Raw genomic sequence first — 20,668 nt, 5'->3', positions numbered from 1 at the left:
GACGTCGCTCAGGGCGCCAGGGGTGTGAGCAGTTCGTAGTCGAAGCGCTCGTACGGCGGGGTCACGGGCTGTCGACGCTGGTCGTATCGCTCCAGCACGTAGGCGGCAGGGTCTGAGCGCCTGTCTTCCGACTGAAGCCAATTCGCCAGCCGGCCGTAGGCCGCGTTGATGGCATCCACCGTGCCCAGCACCGGCGTCATGGCGTAGTCGCGCGCGGGAATCGTCAGGGTCTTCAGGCCTTCTGGGACGGCGTCGAGGCCTCGGACCTCGGTGGTGACCCAGTACTGGTAGACGGGGTCATCGCCCGGCTGCTCGTGGTCGCTGCCCGGCACGCAGCCATGGAACACGTCGCGGTCCACCACTCCGGGCAGTCCATCCAGGCGAGAGAGGAGCTCCAGCCACGCCAGCGGGACGCGGTGGCTCAGCTCGCTGCGCCGGCCGACCACCTTGATGCCCACCAGCTTGATTTCTCCTCGGGAGACGATGGAAACGTTCATGGTTTCCGAACCCTCCACCTTGAAGCTGGTTCAACCTCAAGGGGAAAGCCGCCGGATGCTGACGATTTCCCAGTTCGCGGACCGATGTGGCCTGGCACCGAGCGCGCTGCGTTTCTATGAGCGCAAGGGCCTGCTGCTGCCCTCCGCACGGCGCGCGAATGGCTACCGCGCCTATTCTCCCGGGCAGGTCGGTGAAGCACGCTTCATCAGTAGCCTGCGCGCCGCGGGCATCTCCCTCTCCGCCATCCGTGAGTTCCTCCGAAAGGACGCACGCGCGCGCGAGACGATGCTCCTGTCGTGGCGGCAGGACCTGTCCGCGCGGCTGCTCTCGCTCCAACTGGCCGACCAGTACCTCCGGGGGCTCGGCGCGTCGTCGGGGCCGCGGGTCCATCTGGAGCACTGGGTCGAGCCGTCCGTGCTCGTGTGGTTCCCCGTCACTGCTCCCCCGGGGCCCCTGGCGTTCCGCGCCGCGGTGCCGGGGTGGAAGAAGGAACTCGAGCGCCGCGGCATCCCCGTGCTGACGAGTGGGTACGTCCGCACGCTCGACGTGGTGGACGGGCAGCTCCTGGGCGAGGTGGGCTTTCGCATCAAACCCCGCAGGCGGCTGCCTCCCGGGAGCCGGCGGCAGGAGATGGCGCCGACCCTGTTCGCGACGCTGGAGTGCGCCGTCCGTGATGACCAGGCCGCGCATCGCGTGTTCCGCTTCCTGGCCGAATTGGGATTCCGTCCCGATGGGCTCCACCTGGAGCGCTACCTGCCCGGTGTCGCTGACCGGTACCTCCTGATGCTGGGCGTACAGCGCCTGCGTCCCGTGGTGGCGAATGGGGAAGGGGGCTCGTCCCCGATGGCCCCGGAATGAAAAGATGGAGCGGCCCATGTCTCAGTCCGTCCCCCAAGCTGCCTCCGAGGAAGTGACACCGGCGCAGGCACCGCTGACGCTGCTGCGAATCCCAGGGGATTCCCCCGAGGCCCTGGACACTTTCTGGCTGCGCGAGGTCTTCCAGGGGGACCGGGTGCCGCAGCTCACCCTGCGGGCGGTGCTGCTCGGAAGTGGCATTGGTGCCGTCACCTGCGCGACCAACCTCTATGCGGGCCTGAAGATGGCCGTGGCCTTTCCCGTGGCCATCACCGCCGCGTTGCTCGCGCACACGGCACACGGAGCGATGCGGCGCGTGGCGCCGGGCGTCGCGGGTGCTCCGCTTTCGCCGCTGGAGACGTGCTCCGCGCAGGCCGTGGCGTCGTCCGCGGGCTATGCGACGGGCGGCGCCCTGGTGTCCGTTCAGGGCGCGTGGTTGCTCACGACGGGCAGTCATCCCCCCGGGTGGGCGCTGCTCGCATGGACCTTCCTCCTGTCCGCGCTGGGCGTGCTCTTCGCGGTGCCTCTCAAGCGCAAGCTGGTGGACCATGAGCAGCTTCCGTTCGCCACGGGCACGGCCGCGGCGGCGACCATCCGTGCGCTTCACACCACGGGCGCGTCGTCCCGTCCGCGGCTGTCGATGCTGGGCCTGGGGGGAGGTATCGCCGCGCTCGTCACCCTGGTGCGGGATGGGCTGGGCCGCCTTCCCTACGTGTTTCCTTTCCCCGGAACGCTGAGCGGGATGTCGCTGGAGCGCCTGGGCTTCGGCTTCGAGACGAGTCTGCTTCCGCTGGGCGCGGGCGCGCTGCTGGGGCTGCGGCTCACGGCGTCCTGGTTCCTGGGCGCGCTGCTCATCCACGGAGTCGTGGCACCACGCGTGTTCGCTTCGGGGCTGCTGCTTCCAGAGGGAGACTTCCTCGCCTGGAGTCTCTGGCCTGGGACGGCGGCGCTCACCACCGCGTCGTTGTTGCACTTCGCGCTGGAGGGCCGCGTCCTGGGGCGCGCATTGAAGGGACTCTTCAAACGTCCCTCCGTGGCGCCCCATCCGGTGGACGCGCTTCAGGTGCCGGGACGCTGGCTGCTGGCGGGGCTGGTCGTGTTGACGCCCGCCACGCTCGCCGTGGCCAAGGTGGGCTTTGGCGTTCCGCTGCCACACGCCGCGCTCGCGGTGGCGTTGTCATTCGTGCTGTGTCTCATCGCCTGCCGCGTCACGGGGGAGACGGATGTCACGCCCGTGGGCCCGCTGGGGCAGGTGACGCAGATGACCTATGGCGTGCTGCTGCCGCGCAACGTGGAGGCGAACCTTGCCACCGCGGGCATCACCGTCAACGCGGCGTCGTCCGCGGCGGACCTCCTCAGTGACGTGAAGACGGGACACCTGCTGGGGGCCCATCCCCGCCGCGTGTTCCTGGCGCAGCTCGTGGGTTGCGCGGTGGGAGCCGCCGCGGTGGTGCCGCTGTTCTTCCTGTTGGTGCCGGACCGTTCGGCGCTGGGGGGCGAGCGCTTCCCCGCGCCCGCCGCCACGGTCACCGCCAGCATCGCCCAGGTGCTGGCTTCGGGCCTCTCGGGGTTGGAGCCGGGCACGCGCGCGGCGCTCGGTTGGGCCGCGCTCGCCGCCGCTGTCCTCACGCTGATGGAGCGACTGCTTCCCGAACGGGTGCGACACTGGGTGCCGTCTCCCCTGGGCATGGGCCTGGCCTGTCTGTTGCCGGCGTCCACCGCGCTGGGGTTCTTCCTGGGCGGGGTGGCGGCGGCCTTGGCCCGCAGGGCGAATCCAGGGGCGCAGGAGGGGCGGGTGGTGACGCTGGCCGCCGGCCTCATCGCGGGCGAAGGGTTGATGGGGGTTGTCATCGTCCTGAGCCAGGCGCTCTGGTAACGTTCGATTCACCCCATGCGCTGTCCGGTCTGCCACCGCCGTCTCGCCACCGGCGCGGTGTGTCCTGTGCATGGCCAGCGCGCTTCGTCGCCTGGCCCTGACGCCGAGCCCTTTCCGCTCCCGGACGTGCCAGGTTTGAGCCCCGCGGCCTTGCTGGGCTCGGGCGGCTTCTCACACGTCTTCACCGCCTACCGCGAGGAGGATGGCCGTGAGGTCGCGCTCAAGGTGGGACGGCCGCCTCACCGCGAGCGCTTCGCCCGGGAGGCCGCCGCGCTCCGCCGCATCGGCGCGCCGACGACGCCCACGCTCCACCACTCGGGGGTTGTCCGAGGGCGGCCGTTCCTCGTCATGGAGCGGCTGCATGGCCAGACGCTCGCCGCGTGGATGGCGGCGTTGCCGGGCTCGGGCGCGGCGTCCGTGCCCCGTGTGCGCGAATTGCTCAGGGGCCTCTGCGCCGCCTTGGAGCGCGTCCATGCCGTGGGCGTGGCCCACCGCGACCTCAAGCCGGAGAACATCTTCCTGCGTGAGGGTGGGGCGCTCAGCCTGTTGGACCTCGGGCTCGCGCGGTTCCTCGGCGCACCTGACGACGGAGAGCGCCCGGAGTCCGAGGTATTGACGCTCGTGGGGCAGCGGCTGGGCACGCCGTATTACATGGCACCTGAGCAGTGTCTGGACGCGCGCGAGGCCGGCGCTGCCGCGGATGTCTACGCCCTGGGCGTCCTCCTGTACGAGTTGCTCACTGGCGCGCCGCCCTTCATCGGCGGCGCCGAGGAGATTCGCCACGGGCACGTCAGCCTTCGCCCCGCCCGGGTGTCGGAGCGCGCGCCCGTGCCGACGGCGCTCGACGCGGTGCTGTCGCGGTGTCTGGCGAAGGCGCCCTCCGAACGTTTCTCGCGGGCTTCGGATGTGCTCGCCGCTTTCGATGCCGCGTGTACCCAGTCCCTGTCCATGGCTCCGCCGGAGGGCGCGCCCGCCGCGGTGCCCACGTCGTCCGGGCCGGGGGCCGGCGAGCGGTGGGGCGCGCTGCTGGGCGTCCGCGCGGACATCTCGGTCGATGTGCTTCGGCTGACCTTCGAGCCTCAGGGCGGCACGCTCGCGCGCGCCAGTGCACGGGGCTATCTGGTCGTGTTCTCCGAGTCCCTGTCCGCCGAGGCCAACCTTCGCGCAGGCGCACTGGTGGCGCGCAAGCTGATGGAGGAGGGCAAGGCCGCCACCGTCCTGCACCTGTCGCGGCTGCACGTTCTTCCGGGCGCCACGACCACGCGGGTCGCGGGGCCTGCCTTGGAGTCCGCAGGAGACTGGTGGCCGGAAGACCTCGCCCTGGGAGAAGCGCGCGTCACTGCCTCCGCCGCGGCCAGGTTGGGGCCGGGCGCCACGGAGCACTCGCCCGACGGCGCGCGCCTGCGATTGCACGACGGGGGCGCGGCCACGTCCTCCGCGGATGCACCGCCCCTGTCGGGCCGCGATGCCGTCCTGGCGGCGCTGGAGGCCGAGGCATCGCGCTGCATCGAGGAGGGTGTCCCAGGGCTGTGCGTCCTCACGGGTGACGTGGGGCACGGCACGTCCCGCGTTCTGGAGGCACTGTCCACCCGGTTGGAGGCCGCGGGGCGGTGCCTCGTGGTGCGGCTCCGCGCGCCCTCTCCGGACGCCGCGTCCTCGGAGTCGCTGCTGGACGCGCTTCGGGCCACCGCCGAGCCGGCCCGTGTTGTCCAGGCACCCACGCTTCCACTCGCGGATGAGCGACACGCAGCCGCGCGCTGCCTCGCCGAGGGACTCCAGCGGCAGGCGCAGGCGGCCCCTCGTGTGTTGCTCATCGACGACGCGCACCTGGCGGACCCCACCAGCCTGGATGCGCTGGAGGTCGCCACCTTGGCGGGTGTGCGTGCACCGCTCTGGGTCTGCATCGCCGCGAGGCCCGCGTTGCTCGGGTTGCGACCGCACCTGGGCGAGCGCAGCGCTCGCGTCGCGCGAATCGCACTGCCGCCGCTGACGCCCGAGGCGAGCCGTTCCCTGTTGCTGCACCTGCTGCGCCCCGCCGAGCACGTCCCCGAGCCGGTGCTGGCGCGGTTGGAGCAACTGGCGCAGGGTGTCCCCTTGTCGTTGGTGGAGCTCGCGGGCGCGCTGCGGGCCGCGGGGGCCCTGCGGGCGTCTCCAGGAGGCGGGTGGTACATCGCGCCGGACGCGTTGCTGGACGTCTCCGTGACGCCGCTCTTCGAGCGACTCGCCGCGCGGGCGTTGGCCGGGCTCCCCGCGGCACACCGAATCCTGGCGCGGCTTTGCGCGGTGCTGGGCACGGAAGTGGAGGTGTCCCGCGTGGACGCCGCCCTGCGACACCTGGAGCCGAGCGAGGAGATGGCTCGCGTGACGTCGCTTGATGCGGGGGCCGGACTCCGGCGGCTGGCGCGCTCGGGGCTGTTGCGGCCCACGGCCCCGGGCCACTTCGCCTTCCGTCACCCCCTGCTGCGCGAGGCGCTGGAGGCGTTGCTGCCGGCTTCCTCACGTCGCGTCCTCCACGCCGCGGCGCTGCGCGCCACGCCCCGGGACGGGATGGCCGAGCGCCGTCGCTGGGCCCACCACGCCGCGGCCTGTGGTGCTCATGCGGAGGCCATCACCGCATTCCTCTCGCTCGCGGAGTCCGCGCGCCGTGCGCACCTGTCCGTCGAGGCGGAGCAGCACTACACGCGCGCGCTCGCGTTGCTGCCGGAGGGAGATGTGGAGCGCCGGGCCCTGGCGTTGTCGGGGCGTGGGCGCGTCCGTCACCGGCTTCAGCGCTTCCGGGAGGGGCTGGCGGACCTGGGCGCCGCGCGGGCACTGGCCGTGGCCTGCGGTGACGAGGCCCAGCAGGTGGAGTTGCTGCTGGAGGAAGCCACCGCCCGCGACTGGATGGAGGACGTGGAGGGTTCGTCGGCCTGTACACGTGAGGCGCTGGAGCGCATCGAGCGGCTGGATGAGCCTCGCCTGTCCCTGCGCTGCTCGCTGGCCCGGGGCCGGCTCCACGTCCGGCTGGGGGAGTGGGGCGCCGCCGTGCGCGTTCTGACCGGCGTGGTGGAAGGCGCGGAGCGGGCGAAAGACCACGAGACGCTCGTGGTGTCGCTGGCGCTGCTGGGCTCGGCGCTCACGTTCCTGGACCGGACCGACGAAGCCGCGACCCGCTTCGACATGGCACTGCTGCGCTGCGAGCAGGCCGGGGACGCCCTGCACCGGGCCGCTACGCTCATCAACCGTGTGTTGCTGTGGTTGCGCCTGGGGAATGTGGCTCGGATGGAAGAGGACCTGCGCCGCGCGATGGCGCTGGGACGGGAGCTGGGCCATGCGCAGGTGGAGCGCTGGTCGACCTTCAACCTCGCCGAGGTGCTTTACATGCAAGGCCGTCTGGAGGAGGCGCTGCCGCTGGCCCGGCGTGTTCACGAGCTGGGCGTGCGTTTCTTCCGTGAGCACCCCGTCCCGGTGGATGCGTTGCTGCTCGCGCGCTTGGCCGCCGCGCTGGGCGACCTGGAGGAGGCGACGCGGCAGCTCCGGTGGATTGACGCCCACTGTCCGCCTGAATCGCTGCCGCCCACGGCCGTCATGCGGAGGCTGGTGGAGCTACAGGTCCAGGATGCACGGGGCGGCGGCTCGGCGCGGGAGGCGTGGCTGGCCCTGGCGGACGACGCGGACACCCTGGCTTCAGCGGATGAGAAGGCGGAGATTCTCCTCCAGGCCGCCCGGGGCGCGCTCCAGGCGGGACGTGCCGACGAGGCGCGCACCTGGGTGGTCCGGGCCGAGCGCGCGGTGGAGGAGGGCGCTCCCCTGTGGCGAGCCCGCCTGGAATCCCTGCGGGTTGCCCTTTTCGACGTGTAGCGAGAAATGTCACTGTCCGGTGGCAGTGTGACGTGAAGCGCTACGCGAATGCTGCGTGGAGATCTGCTCTCATGGCACCGCATACAACCTCCCAGGCTGGCTCGGCACATGCTTGCTGGGAGGCAGCTCTCCTTCCTTCCGTCGTTCTTGGAGGACGTCTCATGGCCCTTGGTTCGCCTCGCCTGTTGGCGGTTTCCTCGCTCGTGTTTTTCGCCCTGTCGGGCTGCGGAACCGGGCCTCATGAAGAGGAGACGCCCACGGTAGGGGCGCAGGCGTCGGAGATTCGCATCGCCAACTCGCTCACGACGCAGGCGCTGGTGCTCAACGCCATCTCCACCAACGCCGACTCCAACCTGTTGCTGGGGACCTCGGCGCTCGTGCAGCTGTTCCACCCCACGCTGGGCGACGCGAACACGCGCCGACGGCTGCATGACCCCAATGCGCAGCGGTTCATGGAGTACCTGGTGGGCTGCGCGCTGACGGTCGAACAGGAGGTTGCCTATTACGACCCGCGGGAGCCCAGCCCCGGCATCCGGAAATGGCTTGGACAGGCGGGGCTCTGCCCGGATTGGGCTGATTCCCCGCCGAGCCGGAGCTGCCTGGAGCGCGTCTCCGCCTGTGTGCTGGCGCGCAACAACGCGGAGGGTCGGCGCGTGGAGCTGTCCATGCGCGGCGAGCACCAGTTCTACGCGTCGGGACCCAACATCTACACGCTGGATGCGAAGACGCGCCCGGCCACGCACGTCCCCATCACGGGCAATGCGCTGGCCAGCTTCGGGGACTGTGTCCTGGGCGAATCAGGCGAGCAGCGTGACTGCGGTTGGACGCCAGATGGCGTTGGCCGCTGCACGCCTTCCACGGCCGTCGTGGTGGGGGCGGGTGGTCCGCTGTCCTGCGTGGGGCTGTCTCCCATCGTGGGCTCCAGTGTGAATGGGCCCACGGTCCTGCGGGTGTGCGAGGGCATCGCGGGGTGTGACCATCTCGACGCGCGCAACCTGGGCGAGGCGACAGGGAGCTGCGCGGGGTCGCCCGCCGTGCCGGTGGTCTCCTTCACCTGCCCGGCCGGGGGCTACTACAGCGTGATGACCGCGCCAGCTTCGAGCACGACCGTGGAATGGCTGGCGAACGTCGAGGCGTATCCGGACTCCGCGTCCACCTATGGCCTGTCCGAGCAGCAGGTCTATTCCGTGCGCGAGGGCGCATTCTACGGAAACATCTTCCTGCCGAACGAGCTGGGGGCGGAGGTGGACGTCGTGGAAATGGGGGATGGGGACAAGAAGCGGTACGTGGTGGTGGGCGCCGACGTCATCGTGCGCGGATCCATCTACCGGAAGATGTTCTCCTGCTACGACCCGGCCTGGTCGAGCGGGGCGGCGTACGCGGCGAACCGCGTCTGCGCGCTGCCCTCGTCGGGCTCCAACTGTGCCGCGCGCGTGACGGGGTCCTGCTTCACGTCCCTCAGTCCGCCCGTGGCCGGTAAGTGCGAGATCCTGGATGGGCCCCTCACGCCGAGGGATGGCGACTACGAGGCGTGCCACGACGATGACAACGTGCTGTGGAAGCAGTCGGTGACCACCTACCTCCATGCCCCGTGTGACACGGTGGCGAAGGAGATGCGCACCCAGTCCTGCGGGCGTACCTCGGGGACGGTCAAGCCGCTGCCTACGGGGGAGGAGCTGCCCCTTCCCTTCCCTCGGAAGAAGTAGGCCCTCTGCCGCATGGCATCGGGTGACGAAGAGGCCCTCTATGGCGAGGAGCTGGGCGTCGGCGCCCTGGTATCGGACTGGTTGGTGGAGCAGGTCCATTACCGGGGGCCTGTCTCCACGCTCTACCGTGCCCGACATGTCCGCACGTGGGCGCTCGCGGCGCTGAAGGTCCTGCTCCCGCAGCCCTCGGACGTCTCCCTGCGGCGCTTCCGCCGGGAGGCGGAGACGCTCCAGCGGTTGAGCCATCCGCACATCGTCGACGTGCTTGGCTACGGCACGCTCGCGGACGGGCGGCCCTTCATCGCGATGGAGTGGTTGGAGGGGAGGGACCTCGCGGCGGAGCTGGCTTCGCGCGGGCCGCTGTCGCCGGGAGAGGCGCTGGAGGTGCTGGAGCAGGTGGGCGGCGCGCTGCGCACTGCGCACCAGGCCGGTGTCGTGCACCGGGACTTGAAGGCGCAGAACGTGGTGCGCTTGAGCACGGGCGGTGGCGCGCCGCGCGTGAAGCTGGTGGACTTCGGCGTGGCGAAGGGGCTGACGCCGGATGCGCCGGGCGCGTCCACGCTCACGCTGACGGGCGTCTCCCTGGGGACGCCGTTGTCCATGGCGCCCGAACAGATTCGCGGCGAGCCGCCCGACGCCCGCACGGACCTGTACGCGATGGGCGTGCTGCTCTTCCAACTCATCACCGGGCAGCCGCCCTTCCAGGGCGCCACCCGGCACGAGGTGGAGGACCTGCACCTGAATGCGCCGCCTCCTCGGCCCAGTGAGCGCGCCCCGGTGCCTGCCGCACTGGATGCCGTGGTGCTGCGCAGCATGGGGAAGCGGCGCGAGGACCGATACCCGGACATCGATGCCTGGCTCGACGCGCTCCGGCGCGCGGTGAAGGGCAGCCCCACGGAGGACCAGCCCACGCTCGCCGTGGCGCTGTACGCGGAAGCCCGGCTCCACGGCGCGGTGGAACCTTCGTCCTTGGAGCGGCTGGATGCGTTGCTGGAGCGCGTGGGGGGGACCGCGCGCGCCGCGGGGCTGGACGTGCGGCTGGAGGGGAGCGGTTGCCTGCTGGCCTTCGCGCCGCTGCCGCCGGAAGCAGGGGCGGAGCAGGCCGCGCGAGCGCGAGTGCTGCACGCCGCGCTGGCCCTGGTGGAGTTCGTGACGGCGAGCGAGGCGCCGCGCCCGGTGGACCTGGCCATCACCGTTCACGTCGCGGAGCTGCCTCGCGAGGACAGCGGCGGCGGGTTGTTGCACCTGCCGGGCTGGGTCGCGGAGCCACCAGGAACGGACCTGGTGGCGACCGCGCGTGCTCTCGAGGGCCTGGAAACGGCCTTCCTGGCGACACCCGTGTCCGCCGCGGGACTGGGGTGCTGGCGCGTCAGCCGCCCGCGGTGAGGCTCACGGCTTGATGCCGTGGCGTCGCAGCAGGCGGTACAGGTGGACGCGGTCCATGCCCGCGGTGACGGCTGCCTGGGCCACCTTGCCCTGGTGCTTCTCCAGCAGCGCGCGCAGGTACCGGCGCTCGAAGTCATCGACGACGTGACGGCGCTGGTCGGCGTACGGCTGCGAGGGGTCCACCTCGGGTGGGCCGGAGCGGTGGGCCTCTTCCTCGGAGAGCTCGACTGCTTCCTCGAAGACGAGGCAGCGCTCCAGGTAGTTGCGCAGCTCGCGCACGTTGCCGGGCCACGCCGCGTGCCGCAATCTGGCCAGGAAGTCCGGCGTGCGCAGCGCGCCCGTGCGCTCGCGGTCCGCGCCGAGCAGGTCGAGGATGCCTTCCACCAACATGGGCAGGTCCTCCGGACGCTGTCGCAGTGGTGGAAGCAGCAGGCGCAGCACCGCGAGCCGGAAGAAGAGGTCGGAGCGGAACCGGCCCGCGTTGACCTCCGCGCGGAGGTCCCGGTGCGTGGCGGCGAGGAGGCGCACGTTCACCGGCTGATACGTGTTGCTGCCCACGCGGCGAATCTCGCGGTTCTCCAGCACGCGCAGCAGCTTGGGCTGCAGCTCCGCGGGCAGCTCGCCAATCTCGTCCAGGAAGACGGTGCCGCCGTCGGCTTCCTCGAAGACGCCCGCGCGCCGCTGGACGGCGCCGGTGAACGCGCCCTTCTCGTGGCCGAACAGCTCGCTCTCCAACAGGTGCGCGGGGATGGCGCCGCAGTCCACGATGAGGAAGGGCGCGTCGCGCCGGGGGCTTGCCTGGTGGATGGCCAGCGCGGCCTGGCTCTTGCCGGTGCCCGTCTCGCCTTCGAGCAGCACGGTCACATCGCGGCCCGCCGCGCGCTCCATCATCGCGAAGCAGCCCCGCATGGCCACGGAGGCGCCCACCAGCGTGCCGAAGCGCGAGTTCTCCGACAGCGGCAGGCGGTTGTTCTCCGCGCTGAAGTCGAAGCGCAGCACCACGCGGCCCAGGCGCAGCAGGCTGCCACTGCGCAGCACGCCCTCCACCACCTGCACCCCGTCGACGATGACGCCGTTGAGGCTGTCCAGGTCCTTCACCTGGGGGCCCCGAGGTCCGATGCGCACCTCGCAGTGGAACCGGGACACCGTGGAGTCCTCCACGGCGAAGTCGTTCAGCGGGTGCGAGCCCACCGAGCAGGTGTCACCCGTGGACTCCCACGTCGCCCCCATGTTCGGACCTTCCGCCACCGTGAGCCGGAACCGGCGCACCGTGGAGGCGTCATAGCCCCGGCGTGCGTGCTCGTAGGGCAGCGTGACGTGCAGCGGCGTGTCACCCTTTCCTTCGACTTCCGTCCTCCATTGCGATTCGCCCTTCACGTCCGGCGAGGAGGGTGCGGCATGAGCCCGGTCCAGTGCAGACATGGAAGTCAAGATATCACGGGAGCCGACATCCGAACGGTTCTCTCCTGGGCTCATTTTGATTGGGGGTGGTTGTTGGCCGCCCGCTCTGGGAGCGAGGCAGGTCCCGCGCGGAGGCGCGGCGGCTCCGGGATTTCCGCTAGTCGCGGCTGTCTGGGCCTTCTCGGCTGAGAGGTGCTGTGTCACAGCGGACTCGGAGCGTCGCGGACCCCACGTGTCGGCGCGGACGAACGTGCTGATGAAATCACAGACATGACACCTCGGGTCATCACATCGCCACATCCGCCCGGGGATGAAATCATGTCTGACATTCCACGGGATGGAGTCTCAACATGGCGCGCGACCTGCCGTGTTTGCCCCGGGCTCTGGTAGGAATGCGCCATGGCGACACGGGGCAGGCGCCGCGCGATTCGCGGTGGGGGTACGCAGGGGCTGACGTTCGACGCGGTGCGCGCGCTGGCGCTGTCCCTGCCGGGGATGGAGGAGGGCACGTCCTTCGGGACGCCCTCGTTCCGCGTGCGCAAGAAGTTCATCGCCCGCTTCCATGAGGACGGCGAGTCGCTGGTGGTGAAGGTGGAGCCCGGCGTGCGGGACGTCCTCATGCAGGCCGAGCCAGACAGTTGCTACATCACCGACCATTACGCGGGGTACCCCGAGTACCTGCTCGTGCGCGTTGCCGCGGCGCGTCCGGCACTGGTCCGCCAGCTGTTGGAGGACGCGTGGCGGAGGACTGCCTCCCAGCGGCAGCTGGCGGAGCGGGCGCGGGACGCGGACTGACGCCCGCGTTTTCGTGGCGGGCGTTGGCAGGCCCGGCAATTCAATGCGAGGCTCTGGGAGAAGAGGGGGCAGGCCGGGACGGGGCGCAACGCGTTGGCAGCGCCCATGCTGGCCGGTCTCACCGGAACGGGAGACCCGACATGACAGAGTCAGCAGGTGGCCAGGGCGAGGGGAGCGGGCGGCTGCGCACGCCCGTGGAGGGTGCCCTCCGGGCGGTGCGCTCTCTGGTCGAGTTGGAGGACACGGACCGGGCGGCACAGCTCTACGAGGAGCTGGGCGATGCACAGCGCGAGCGCATCCGTCACGAAGCTGAACAGGGGCCGGCGAAGGAGCGCCGTGGCTTCGTCGAGGTGTTGCGGCGCGCGCGGGACTTCCTGGGCGCGGCCCGGCTGATGGATGGCCAGGGCGAGGACGCCACCGCCGGGGACCTCTACTTCCAGAGTGGGAAGTACATGGCCGCCGCGGAGAGCTACCTCCGAGCGGGTGATGCCGAGCGCGCCGCCGCTGCCTTCGAGCGAGGGGGGGCGCTGGAACGCGCGCTGGCCATCTACCAGGAGCTGGGCTCCCGCGAAGCCATGGCGCAGTGCCTGGTGCGCCTGGACCGTCCCTTCGAGGCGGCCACGCTCTACCGGGAGCTGGGGCAGGCGCACGCGGAGGTAGAAGCGCTCGGAGGCGTGCGCGCGGAGGACCCGCGCTTCGTGGAGGCGGTGCTGCGCATCTGCCAGTTGCTGGACGCGGAGGGCTTCACGCACCGGGCGTTGGCAGTGCTCGCGGACGCGGTGAGCAGCTCGGAGGATGCGCGCGGGGACCCGGCGCTGGTGACGGAGAAGGCCCGGCTGCTGCGCCGCATGGGGATGGAGGCGGAAGCGGAGGCCATGCTCATTCGCCGTTCCGGAGGCGCGTCGGCGCCCGCGGCGAACGGGTACCGGTTCCTCAAGGCCATCCCCATCTTCGGCGAGCTGTCCCTGGAGGACATGAAGGACCTCTACCGGCTGGCGCGTCAGGTCGTCATCGCGCCCGGCGCCGTGTTGCTGGAGAAGGGCGCGCCCGGCCTGGGGCTCTTCGTCTTGATGGACGGCTCCGTGGACGTCTTCAGTGGCCCCGAGGAGGACGCCCGGCACCTCAATACGCTGGGGCCCGGGGCGTACCTGGGGGAAATCTCCCTGGTGCAGGATGGGCCCGTGTCCGCCCATGTCCGTGCGCGGACCTCCGTGCGGGCGCTGCGCATCAGCCGTGTCGACTTCGAGCGCTTCGTGGACACGCACGAGGCGGCGGCGCTGCGCATCTTCCGCCTCTTCACCCAGAACCTCGCGGGCCGGGTGCGTGCGCTGAGCGCCTGACAGGGACGTCCCATGGCGTGTGTCTACGTGGGGCCGAGCGGGAGCCGGACGCTGAACGTGCTCCCTTTGTCCGGCACGCTGGACACCTGGATGTCGCCCCCGTGCGCCGAAACGACCTGGTGGGCGATGAAGAGGCCGAGCCCCAGCCCACTGAAGTTGCGGCCGGACACGGCCCGCATGAACCGGTCGAAGACGTGGGGCAGTGCTTCCGGCGCGATGCCGATGCCCTCGTCGCGAACGCTCAGCAGCGCCAGGCCGCCTTCCGCGCGCAGGCTGACGTGAATCGGCTTGCCCCCTCCGTACTTGAGCGCGTTGGAGAGGAGGTTGGTCATCACCTGCTCCACCCGGCGTGTGTCCCATTCGCCCTGCACGGGCGCCGGCGCGTCCAGTTCCACGGTGCTTCCGAGCTGGCTGGCTTGTGGCAGGTAGCGGGCGACGACCTCTCGAAGCAGGGCCGTGAGGTCCGCGGGCACACGCTCCAGGGTCAGCTGGCCCACGCTGATGCGTGACACGTCAAGCAGGTCGTCCACCAGCTCCACCAGCTTGCGCACCTGGCGGACGGCGACGTCGAGGTCGCGCCCCACGCGCTCGCTCGGCAGCATGCCTCCCGGGGCGCTGTCGACGGCGCGGCGCATGGCCGTCAGCTTCAGTTGCAGCGGGGTGAGCGGGGTGCGCAGCTCGTGGGACGCCACGGACAGGAAGTCGTCACGGATGCGAAGGGCCTCCCGGAGGCGCTCCATCTCCCGTTGCTCCTGGGCCTGATAGCGGGCGGTGAAGTCGCGCGTCACCTTGCCGAAGCCACGCAGCTGCCCGGTCTCGTCATACAGCGCGGTGATGACGACGTTGGCCCAGAAGCGGCTGCCGTCCTTGCGGACGCGCCAGCCGTCCTCCTCGAAGCGGCCCTCACGCGTCGCCACGTCGAGCCCGTACCGCGGCCGGTTCCGCGCCACGGCTTCGGGCGGATAGAAGCGGCTGAAGTGCTGCCCCAGAATCTCGTCCGCGCGGTAGCCCTTGATGCGTTCGGCGCCCGGGTTCCAGCTTGCTACGTACCCGTCCAGGTCGAGCGTCAGGATGGCATGGTCGGTGACGCTCTCAATCAACAGCCGGAGCTGGTCCGCGGTGTCTTGCTTGGATTCGCCTTGCCCGGAATATGCGATGCGCCTGGCACGTCCGGGGCAGCCGTTGGTGTCTTCCATGAGCCTCCTACTCTGACTTGCTGGTATGAGAACACGCCCCCCTCCGTCACGGGGAATCGCGCGATGTGGCCATCGGCCATTGGACACTCCGGCCGGCGCACGGGCAGGCGGCCAGCCGGTGCCAGTCCCCGACGCGGTGTGCAGGAGCCCCTCCAGCTTGTCGAGGAAGGGGGCGTCACGAAGGTCGACTCGGACCCATGCGGGCGTTAAGATGCCGCGCCGAATGTCCATGCAGGGTGGCGCCGGTGACGATCCCGATCGGGGGCGGCGCATCGGGAAATACGAAATCCTCACGCGCCTCTCCATGGGAGGGATGGCGGAGCTGTTCCTGGCCTACACCTCGGGGCCTGGGGGATTTCGCAAGTTCGTCGCGGTGAAGCAGATTCTCCCGGACATCAAGAAGGACGAGCAATTCGTCCAGATGTTCCTGGATGAGGCGCGCATCACCGCGGCCTTCTCGCACGCGAACATCGGTCAGGTCTTCGACCTGGGCGAGGAGGGCGGCGAGCTGTACCTCGCCATGGAGTTCCTGCCCGGGCAGAACCTGGAGCAGGTGGTGAAGGCCTCCACGCGCCAGGGCTACCCGTTGCCGCTCGGCTTCGTCGGGCGGGTGATTCGCGATACCTGCCTGGGCCTGCACTACGCGCACCACTTCACGGACCCGTCGGGTCGGCCCGCGGTGGTGGTGCACCGCGACGTGTCTCCGAAGAATGTGATGCTCACCTACGACGGCGTCGTGAAGGTGATCGACTTCGGCATCGCCAAGGCGCGCGGGCGGTTGGGGCGCACTCAGGTGGGGACGGTGAAGGGGACCAGTGGCTACATGTCCCCGGAGCAGGTCCGAGGCGTGGCCACCCTGGATGGCCGCAGTGACTTGTTCTCCGTGGGCGTCATGCTGCACGAACTGCTGAGTGGCCAGCGGTTGTTCAGCGGGCCGCACGAAGCGGCGGTGATGATGCAGATCGTGGAGGCCGACGTGCCTCCGCTGCGCGGCATCAACCCGGATGTCCCCGAAGCCTTGGAAGCCGTGGTGACGCGAGCGCTGTCCCGGGACGTGTCCCAGCGCTTCACCAACTGCCGGGAGATGGCGCGCGCCATTGAAGCGGCGCTCGGCTCGGAGCTCTTCGACGAGGACGGCATGACCGCCGTCATGGGCGACCTCTTCGCCGACAAGCGCCAGAAGACGCGCACGCTGTTGGAGCTGGCCAGCCGCGCGGAGGATGCCCGCGTCAGCGAGGCGGCGGGTGCCCTCCAGCAGGAGGACAGCGCGGACTCCGCCCCCACGTCGCAGATGCCGGCCCCGCGCGCCCGGCCTGGTTCGCCCTCGGCCCCGCATTCGAGCGCGCCCAAGCCCGTGCCCCAGCGCCGTCCGGCGGAGGGCGGCGTGGCTTTGCGTGGCACCTCAGGCGCCGGCAACGGGAGCGCGCCCAAGCCCGCCCCTCAGCGCCGGACCAGTGAAGTGGCGCCTCCGACTTCGCGCACACCGCGCGGAGGTCAGGACAGCGCGCCGGCCGCGCGTACACCTCGGCCGCGGCCCACTGCCCGGCAGGAGGCCCCGGCCGAGCCCGAAGCTCTCGACGAGCCGAGCGATCTCCAGACGCAGCGCTTCCGTTCCCGGCCCCAGCGGCCCGGCGCGGACGGTGCTCGGGCCTCCGGACGGTCGGCGCGCCTCGATACGTCGCGGGCCTCGGACACGCCGGTGGAGACGCCCGCCGCCCGTCCGCCGTCGCGCTGGGCGAGCCGGCTGTTCCTGCTCCTCCTGCTGGGAGGCCTCGGTTGGGCTGCGACGCTGCCTGCCGTGCGTGCGCAGCTCCTGCCGGGCTTCGAAGCCGCCAAGGCGTGGGTGAGCGCGGAGTTGAATCCGCCGCCAGCGGAGGACCCCGCGAACCAGCCCTGGCCACCGCAGCAGGCGGGCCCGCCGCCGGGCTTCCGTCGGGCCGAGCCTTCCCAGGCTGTCGCCGAGGCCGAGCAGGCCGCTGGTGGCGAAGGTTCGGACGAAGAGGCGGTGGAAGGCGCGCCCGAGGCCAAGGCTCCGACGAAGGCCCCGCCCGGGCGGAAGGCGAAGGAAGGCGCCTCTTCGCCGGCACGCCGGGCGGCCGCCCCGAAGGCCGAGGCCGAACCTGCCAGCGCCAAGGCCGCGCCGCCCGCGCAGGCCAGCCCACCTCCGCGTGAGCCAGCGCCCCGCGTGGCGGCGGCCCCGCCGGCCGCCGAGCCCGTCACCACGGTGACGCAGGACCCCGAGGGAATGGCGGAGGTGCTGGATACCAGCACGGCGAAGGGGGCCGCGAAGGCGGGACTGGGGTGGATGACCCTCTACACGGTGCCGCGGGCGGCCGTGTTCGACGGCGCCACGGAGCTGGGCACCACGCCCCTGAAGAAATTCCCGCTCCCCGTGGGGGTCTACCGCCTGCGCGTGGTGGACCCGACGGGGGTGGAGTCGGTGAGCCGGCTCCTGTCGGCTCCCATCAAGCCGGGCGAGGAGACGAAGATTCAAATCCGGCTGGCGGATCTCCCACCGTACAAGGAGTGAGCGCCGTCCTTGACGCTCCGGACCCCCGTCACTAGGGTCCGCGCGCTATGTATTTTCAGGACCTTATCTTCACGCTCCAGAAGCACTGGGCCGACCAGGGGTGCATCAACACGCAGCCCTACGATGTCGAGGTCGGCGCGGGCACGATGGCCCCGTACACCTTCCTGCGTGCCCTGGGCCCGGAACCCTGGAACGTGGCGTATGTGCAGCCCTCGCGGCGTCCCGCGGACGGCCGGTTCGGAGAGAATCCCAACCGCCTGTTTCAGCACCACCAGTTCCAGGTCATCCTCAAGCCGGCGCCGAAGAACGTCCAGGAGCTGTACCTGGAGTCGCTGCGGAAGATTGGCATCGACCCGTTGGAGCACGACATCCGGTTCGTCGAGGACGACTGGGAGTCGCCCACGCTCGGCGCCTGGGGCCTGGGCTGGGAAGTGTGGTGTGACGGCATGGAGGTGACGCAGTTCACCTACTTCCAACAGTGCGGCGGCTTCGACTGCAAGCCCGTCTCCGCGGAGCTCACCTACGGGTTGGAGCGCATCTGCATGTACCTGCAGAACGTGGAGAACGTCTTCGACATCGAATGGGTCAAGGGCGTGAAGTACCGCGAGGTGTTCCACCCCAACGAGGTGGAGATGAGCAAGTACGCGCTCCAGGAGTCGGACGCGCAGATGCTCTTCGCGCTCTTCGACGCGTACGAGAAGGAGTGCAAACGCCTCATCGAGCGCCAGTTGCCGTTGCCCGCGTACGACTTCGCGCTGAAGTGCTCGCACGCGTTCAACCTGCTGGACGCGCGCGGCGCCATCTCCGTCACGGAGCGCGCCAACTTCATCAAGCGCGTGCGCGACAACGCCAGGCTGTGCGCGGAGGGCTACCTCCAGATGCGTGAGCGGCTGGGCTACCCGCTGCTCAAGTCGCCGTGGACGGTGGGTGAGCAGCCCCCGGTGCTGGAGGGCAAGCCGGCCAGCGACTACTGGAAGACGGTCGTCCTCAACAAGCCCGTGGAGAAGAAGCAGAAGGCGGAGGTGGCTCATGGCGCGTGACCTGCTCCTGGAAGTGGGCGCGGAGGAGATTCCGGCGTCCTTCATCGGTCCCGCGCTGGACGACCTGAAGCGCGTCATCACCGAGCGCATGGCGGACGCCCGCCTGAAGCACGGCGAGGTGCGGACCTTCGGCACGCCGCGGCGGCTCGCGGTGTGGGTGAAGGACGTGGCGGACGCGGGCGAGGACATCATCAAGGAGGTGCTTGGCCCCAGCGCCAAGGCGGCCTTCGACGCGCAGGGCAAGCCCACCAAGGCGGCGGAGAAGTTCGCCGAGAGCCTCAAGCTCGCGGTGGACCAGCTGGGCCGCGCCACCACCGCCAAGGGCGAGTACCTGTCCGCGCGCGTGGAGGAGAAGGGCCGCCCGGCGGCGGACATCCTGAAGGACACGCTGCACGCGGCGGTGCACGGCATCAACTTCCGCAAGTCCATGCGCTGGGGTGACGTGGACACGTCCTTCGCGCGCCCGGTGCAGTGGCTGGTGGCGCTGCTGGGGAGCGACGTGCTGCCCGTGGTGTTCGGTGACGTGACGAGCGGCCGGACCACGCGGGGGCACCGCTTCCTGTCGCCCGACGCCATCGAGCTGAAGGCTCCGGCGGAGTACGAGGTGGCGCTGGAGAAGGCGCACGTGGTGGCGGACATCTCGAAGCGCCGCGCGCAGCTGGTGGAGAAGGTGAGGGCGGCCGCGAGCAAGGCCGGCGCCCAGCTGCTGGAGGACGAGTCGCTGGTGGACCAGGTGACGAACCTGGTCGAGCTGCCCAGCCCGGTGGTGGGCACCTTCGAGGAGCGCCACCTGGACCTGCCTCCAGAGGTGCTGGTGCAGGAGATGAAGAGCCACCAGCGCTACTTCTCGCTGGTGGACAGCGCGGGCAAGCTGCAGCCGAAGTTCATCGCCGTGTCCAACACGCCGGTGCGCGACGAGCAGCTCAGCCTGCGCGGCTACCAGCGCGTGCTGCGCGCGCGACTGGCGGACGGCCGCTTCTTCTTCGACGAGGACCGGAAGACGCCGCTCATCGACCGCGTGGAGAAGCTGGGCCGCGTGGTGTGGCAGGGGCAGCTGGGGAGCTACCTGGAGAAGGTGGAGCGCTTCCGCACGCTGGCGGTGTGGCTGGGCCAGCAGGCGGGGCGGGCAGGGGAGGCGGTCACCATCGAGCGCGCCGCCACCCTGGCCAAGGCCGACCTCGTCACCGGCATGGTGGGCGAGTTCCCCGAGCTCCAGGGCATCATGGGCCGGGAGTACGCCCGCGCGGGCGGTGAGCCGGACGCCGTGGCCCTGGCCATCGCGGAGCACTACCTGCCGCGTGGCGCCGAGGACGCGCTGCCCACGCAGGACGCAGGTGCGCTCATCGGCATCGCGGACCGGCTGGACTCGCTGTGCGGCATCTTCGCCATCGGCAAGGCGCCCACGGGTGCGGCGGATCCGTTCGCCCTGCGCCGCGCGTGCATCGCCATCATCCGGCTGGTGCTGGGGCGGGGCTACCGCTTCAGCCTGTCGGCCGCGGTGGACGAGTCGCTCCGGTTGCTGGCGCCGAAGATTGCCAACGCCAAGCGCAAGGCCGGCGAGCCCGCGCCGCGTGAGCAGGTGCTGGAGTTCTTCCGCGGCCGCCTCAAGGCGCTGTGGGGGGAGCAGCACCGCACGGACGTCGTGGAGGCGGTGCTGTCCGCTGGCTTCGACGACCTGGTGGCCGCGCAGAAGCGCCTGGAGGCCCTGAGCCTCATCGTGGGCCGGGCGGACTTCCAGCCCCTGGCCGTGGCCTTCAAGCGCGTGGTCAACATCGTGGAGAAGCAGGGCCGCGACGTGCAGGGAGGGGAGACCAACCCCCAGAAGCTGGTGGACGAGCCGGAGCGGAACCTCCACACCGCGTTCACCCAGGCCCGGAGCACGGTGTCGGGGTTGGTGCGCGCGGATGACTTCTCCGGTGCTCTCCGGGAAATCACGGGCCTGAAGCCCGCCGTGGACACCTTCTTCGACAAGGTGATGGTCATGGCCGAGGACAAGGCCCTGAGGGAAAACCGCATCCGCCTGCTCGTGGAGATTGGCGCCCTGTTCAACCAGGTGGCCGACTTCTCGAAGATCCAGGCTGAAACGGCCGCCGCGGCCTGATGCGTGGCCTGCCTGCCCTCCGGGGAATGAAGCACCCCGGGGGGCACGGCTGCGTCGGGCGCAAGGCGCATGGGAATGGCCCGCCGCGTTTCCGGTTGCCCGGG

Annotated in this window: 13 protein-coding genes; 10 read left to right on the top strand and 3 right to left on the bottom strand. The window is 70.7% G+C overall.

The window, feature by feature from the left end; all coding sequences use genetic code 11:
- Positions 1–8: 8 nt before the first annotated feature.
- Entirely contained in the window at positions 9–497 is a 489-nt protein-coding gene (locus BLU09_RS33745; RefSeq protein ID WP_090494956.1) for a GyrI-like domain-containing protein, read from the bottom strand.
- 55 nt (positions 498–552) lie between these two features.
- Here BLU09_RS33745 and BLU09_RS33740 point away from each other — a divergent pair, with 55 nt between their 5' ends.
- The 5 genes from BLU09_RS33740 (at position 553) to BLU09_RS33720 (ending at position 10,161) form a co-directional block, all read left to right on the top strand.
- Positions 553–1,356 (top strand): MerR family transcriptional regulator, encoded by an 804-nt coding sequence (locus tag BLU09_RS33740; RefSeq protein ID WP_090494953.1) that lies wholly within the window; start codon positions 553–555, stop codon positions 1,354–1,356.
- Between the two features lie 16 nt (positions 1,357–1,372).
- Positions 1,373–3,229 (top strand): OPT family oligopeptide transporter, encoded by a 1,857-nt coding sequence (locus BLU09_RS33735; protein WP_167371216.1) that lies wholly within the window; start codon positions 1,373–1,375, stop codon positions 3,227–3,229.
- Positions 3,230–3,244: 15 nt separating this feature from the next.
- Positions 3,245–7,069, top strand: a complete 3,825-nt coding sequence (locus BLU09_RS33730; protein WP_090494947.1) for a serine/threonine-protein kinase — start codon at positions 3,245–3,247, stop codon at positions 7,067–7,069.
- 161 nt (positions 7,070–7,230) lie between these two features.
- Positions 7,231–8,775, top strand: coding sequence for a hypothetical protein (locus BLU09_RS33725; protein WP_090494944.1), 1,545 nt, complete (start codon positions 7,231–7,233; stop codon positions 8,773–8,775).
- A 12-nt stretch (positions 8,776–8,787) separates the two neighbouring features.
- A complete protein-coding gene (locus BLU09_RS33720; RefSeq protein WP_090494940.1) occupies positions 8,788–10,161 on the top strand; it encodes a serine/threonine-protein kinase in 1,374 nt (457 codons plus the stop codon).
- Between the two features lie 3 nt (positions 10,162–10,164).
- On the opposite strand, the gene BLU09_RS33715 is transcribed toward BLU09_RS33720, so the two are convergent.
- Positions 10,165–11,583 carry a sigma 54-interacting transcriptional regulator gene (locus BLU09_RS33715; protein ID WP_090494937.1) on the bottom strand — a complete coding sequence of 473 codons (1,419 nt, stop codon included), beginning with the start codon at positions 11,581–11,583 and terminating at the stop codon, positions 10,165–10,167.
- A 378-nt stretch (positions 11,584–11,961) separates the two neighbouring features.
- Between BLU09_RS33715 and BLU09_RS33710 the strand changes: the two genes are divergently transcribed.
- Together BLU09_RS33710 and BLU09_RS33705 are read left to right on the top strand one after the other, a co-directional pair.
- Positions 11,962–12,357, top strand: a complete 396-nt coding sequence (locus BLU09_RS33710) for an MmcQ/YjbR family DNA-binding protein (protein ID WP_244172268.1) — start codon at positions 11,962–11,964, stop codon at positions 12,355–12,357.
- Between the two features lie 140 nt (positions 12,358–12,497).
- Positions 12,498–13,697 carry a cyclic nucleotide-binding domain-containing protein gene (locus BLU09_RS33705; RefSeq protein ID WP_090494935.1) on the top strand — a complete coding sequence of 400 codons (1,200 nt, stop codon included), beginning with the start codon at positions 12,498–12,500 and terminating at the stop codon, positions 13,695–13,697.
- 23 nt (positions 13,698–13,720) lie between these two features.
- Here the strand turns inward: BLU09_RS33705 and BLU09_RS33700 are convergent, their stop codons facing one another.
- Complete coding sequence (locus BLU09_RS33700) at positions 13,721–14,893, bottom strand: PAS domain-containing sensor histidine kinase (RefSeq protein ID WP_090494933.1); 1,173 nt, start codon at positions 14,891–14,893, stop codon at positions 13,721–13,723.
- Positions 14,894–15,116: 223 nt separating this feature from the next.
- Here BLU09_RS33700 and BLU09_RS33695 point away from each other — a divergent pair, with 223 nt between their 5' ends.
- Genes BLU09_RS33695 through glyS form a run of 3 tightly spaced genes read left to right on the top strand, consistent with a single transcriptional unit; the run spans position 15,117 to position 20,564 of the window.
- Complete coding sequence (locus BLU09_RS33695) at positions 15,117–17,423, top strand: serine/threonine protein kinase (RefSeq protein ID WP_090494931.1); 2,307 nt, start codon at positions 15,117–15,119, stop codon at positions 17,421–17,423.
- Between the two features lie 47 nt (positions 17,424–17,470).
- Positions 17,471–18,463 (top strand): glycine--tRNA ligase subunit alpha, encoded by a 993-nt coding sequence (gene glyQ, locus BLU09_RS33690; RefSeq protein WP_090494929.1) that lies wholly within the window; start codon positions 17,471–17,473, stop codon positions 18,461–18,463.
- Complete coding sequence (gene glyS / locus BLU09_RS33685; protein WP_090494926.1) at positions 18,453–20,564, top strand: glycine--tRNA ligase subunit beta; 2,112 nt, start codon at positions 18,453–18,455, stop codon at positions 20,562–20,564. Before glyQ ends, glyS begins: the two co-directional genes overlap by 11 nt.
- Positions 20,565–20,668: the final 104 nt, after the last annotated feature.

The organism is Myxococcus virescens, assembly GCF_900101905.1.
Lineage (GTDB): Bacteria > Myxococcota > Myxococcia > Myxococcales > Myxococcaceae > Myxococcus > Myxococcus virescens.
Note: the sequence above shows the minus strand (reverse complement) of the source record. Positions and strands in the feature narration are given on the sequence as shown.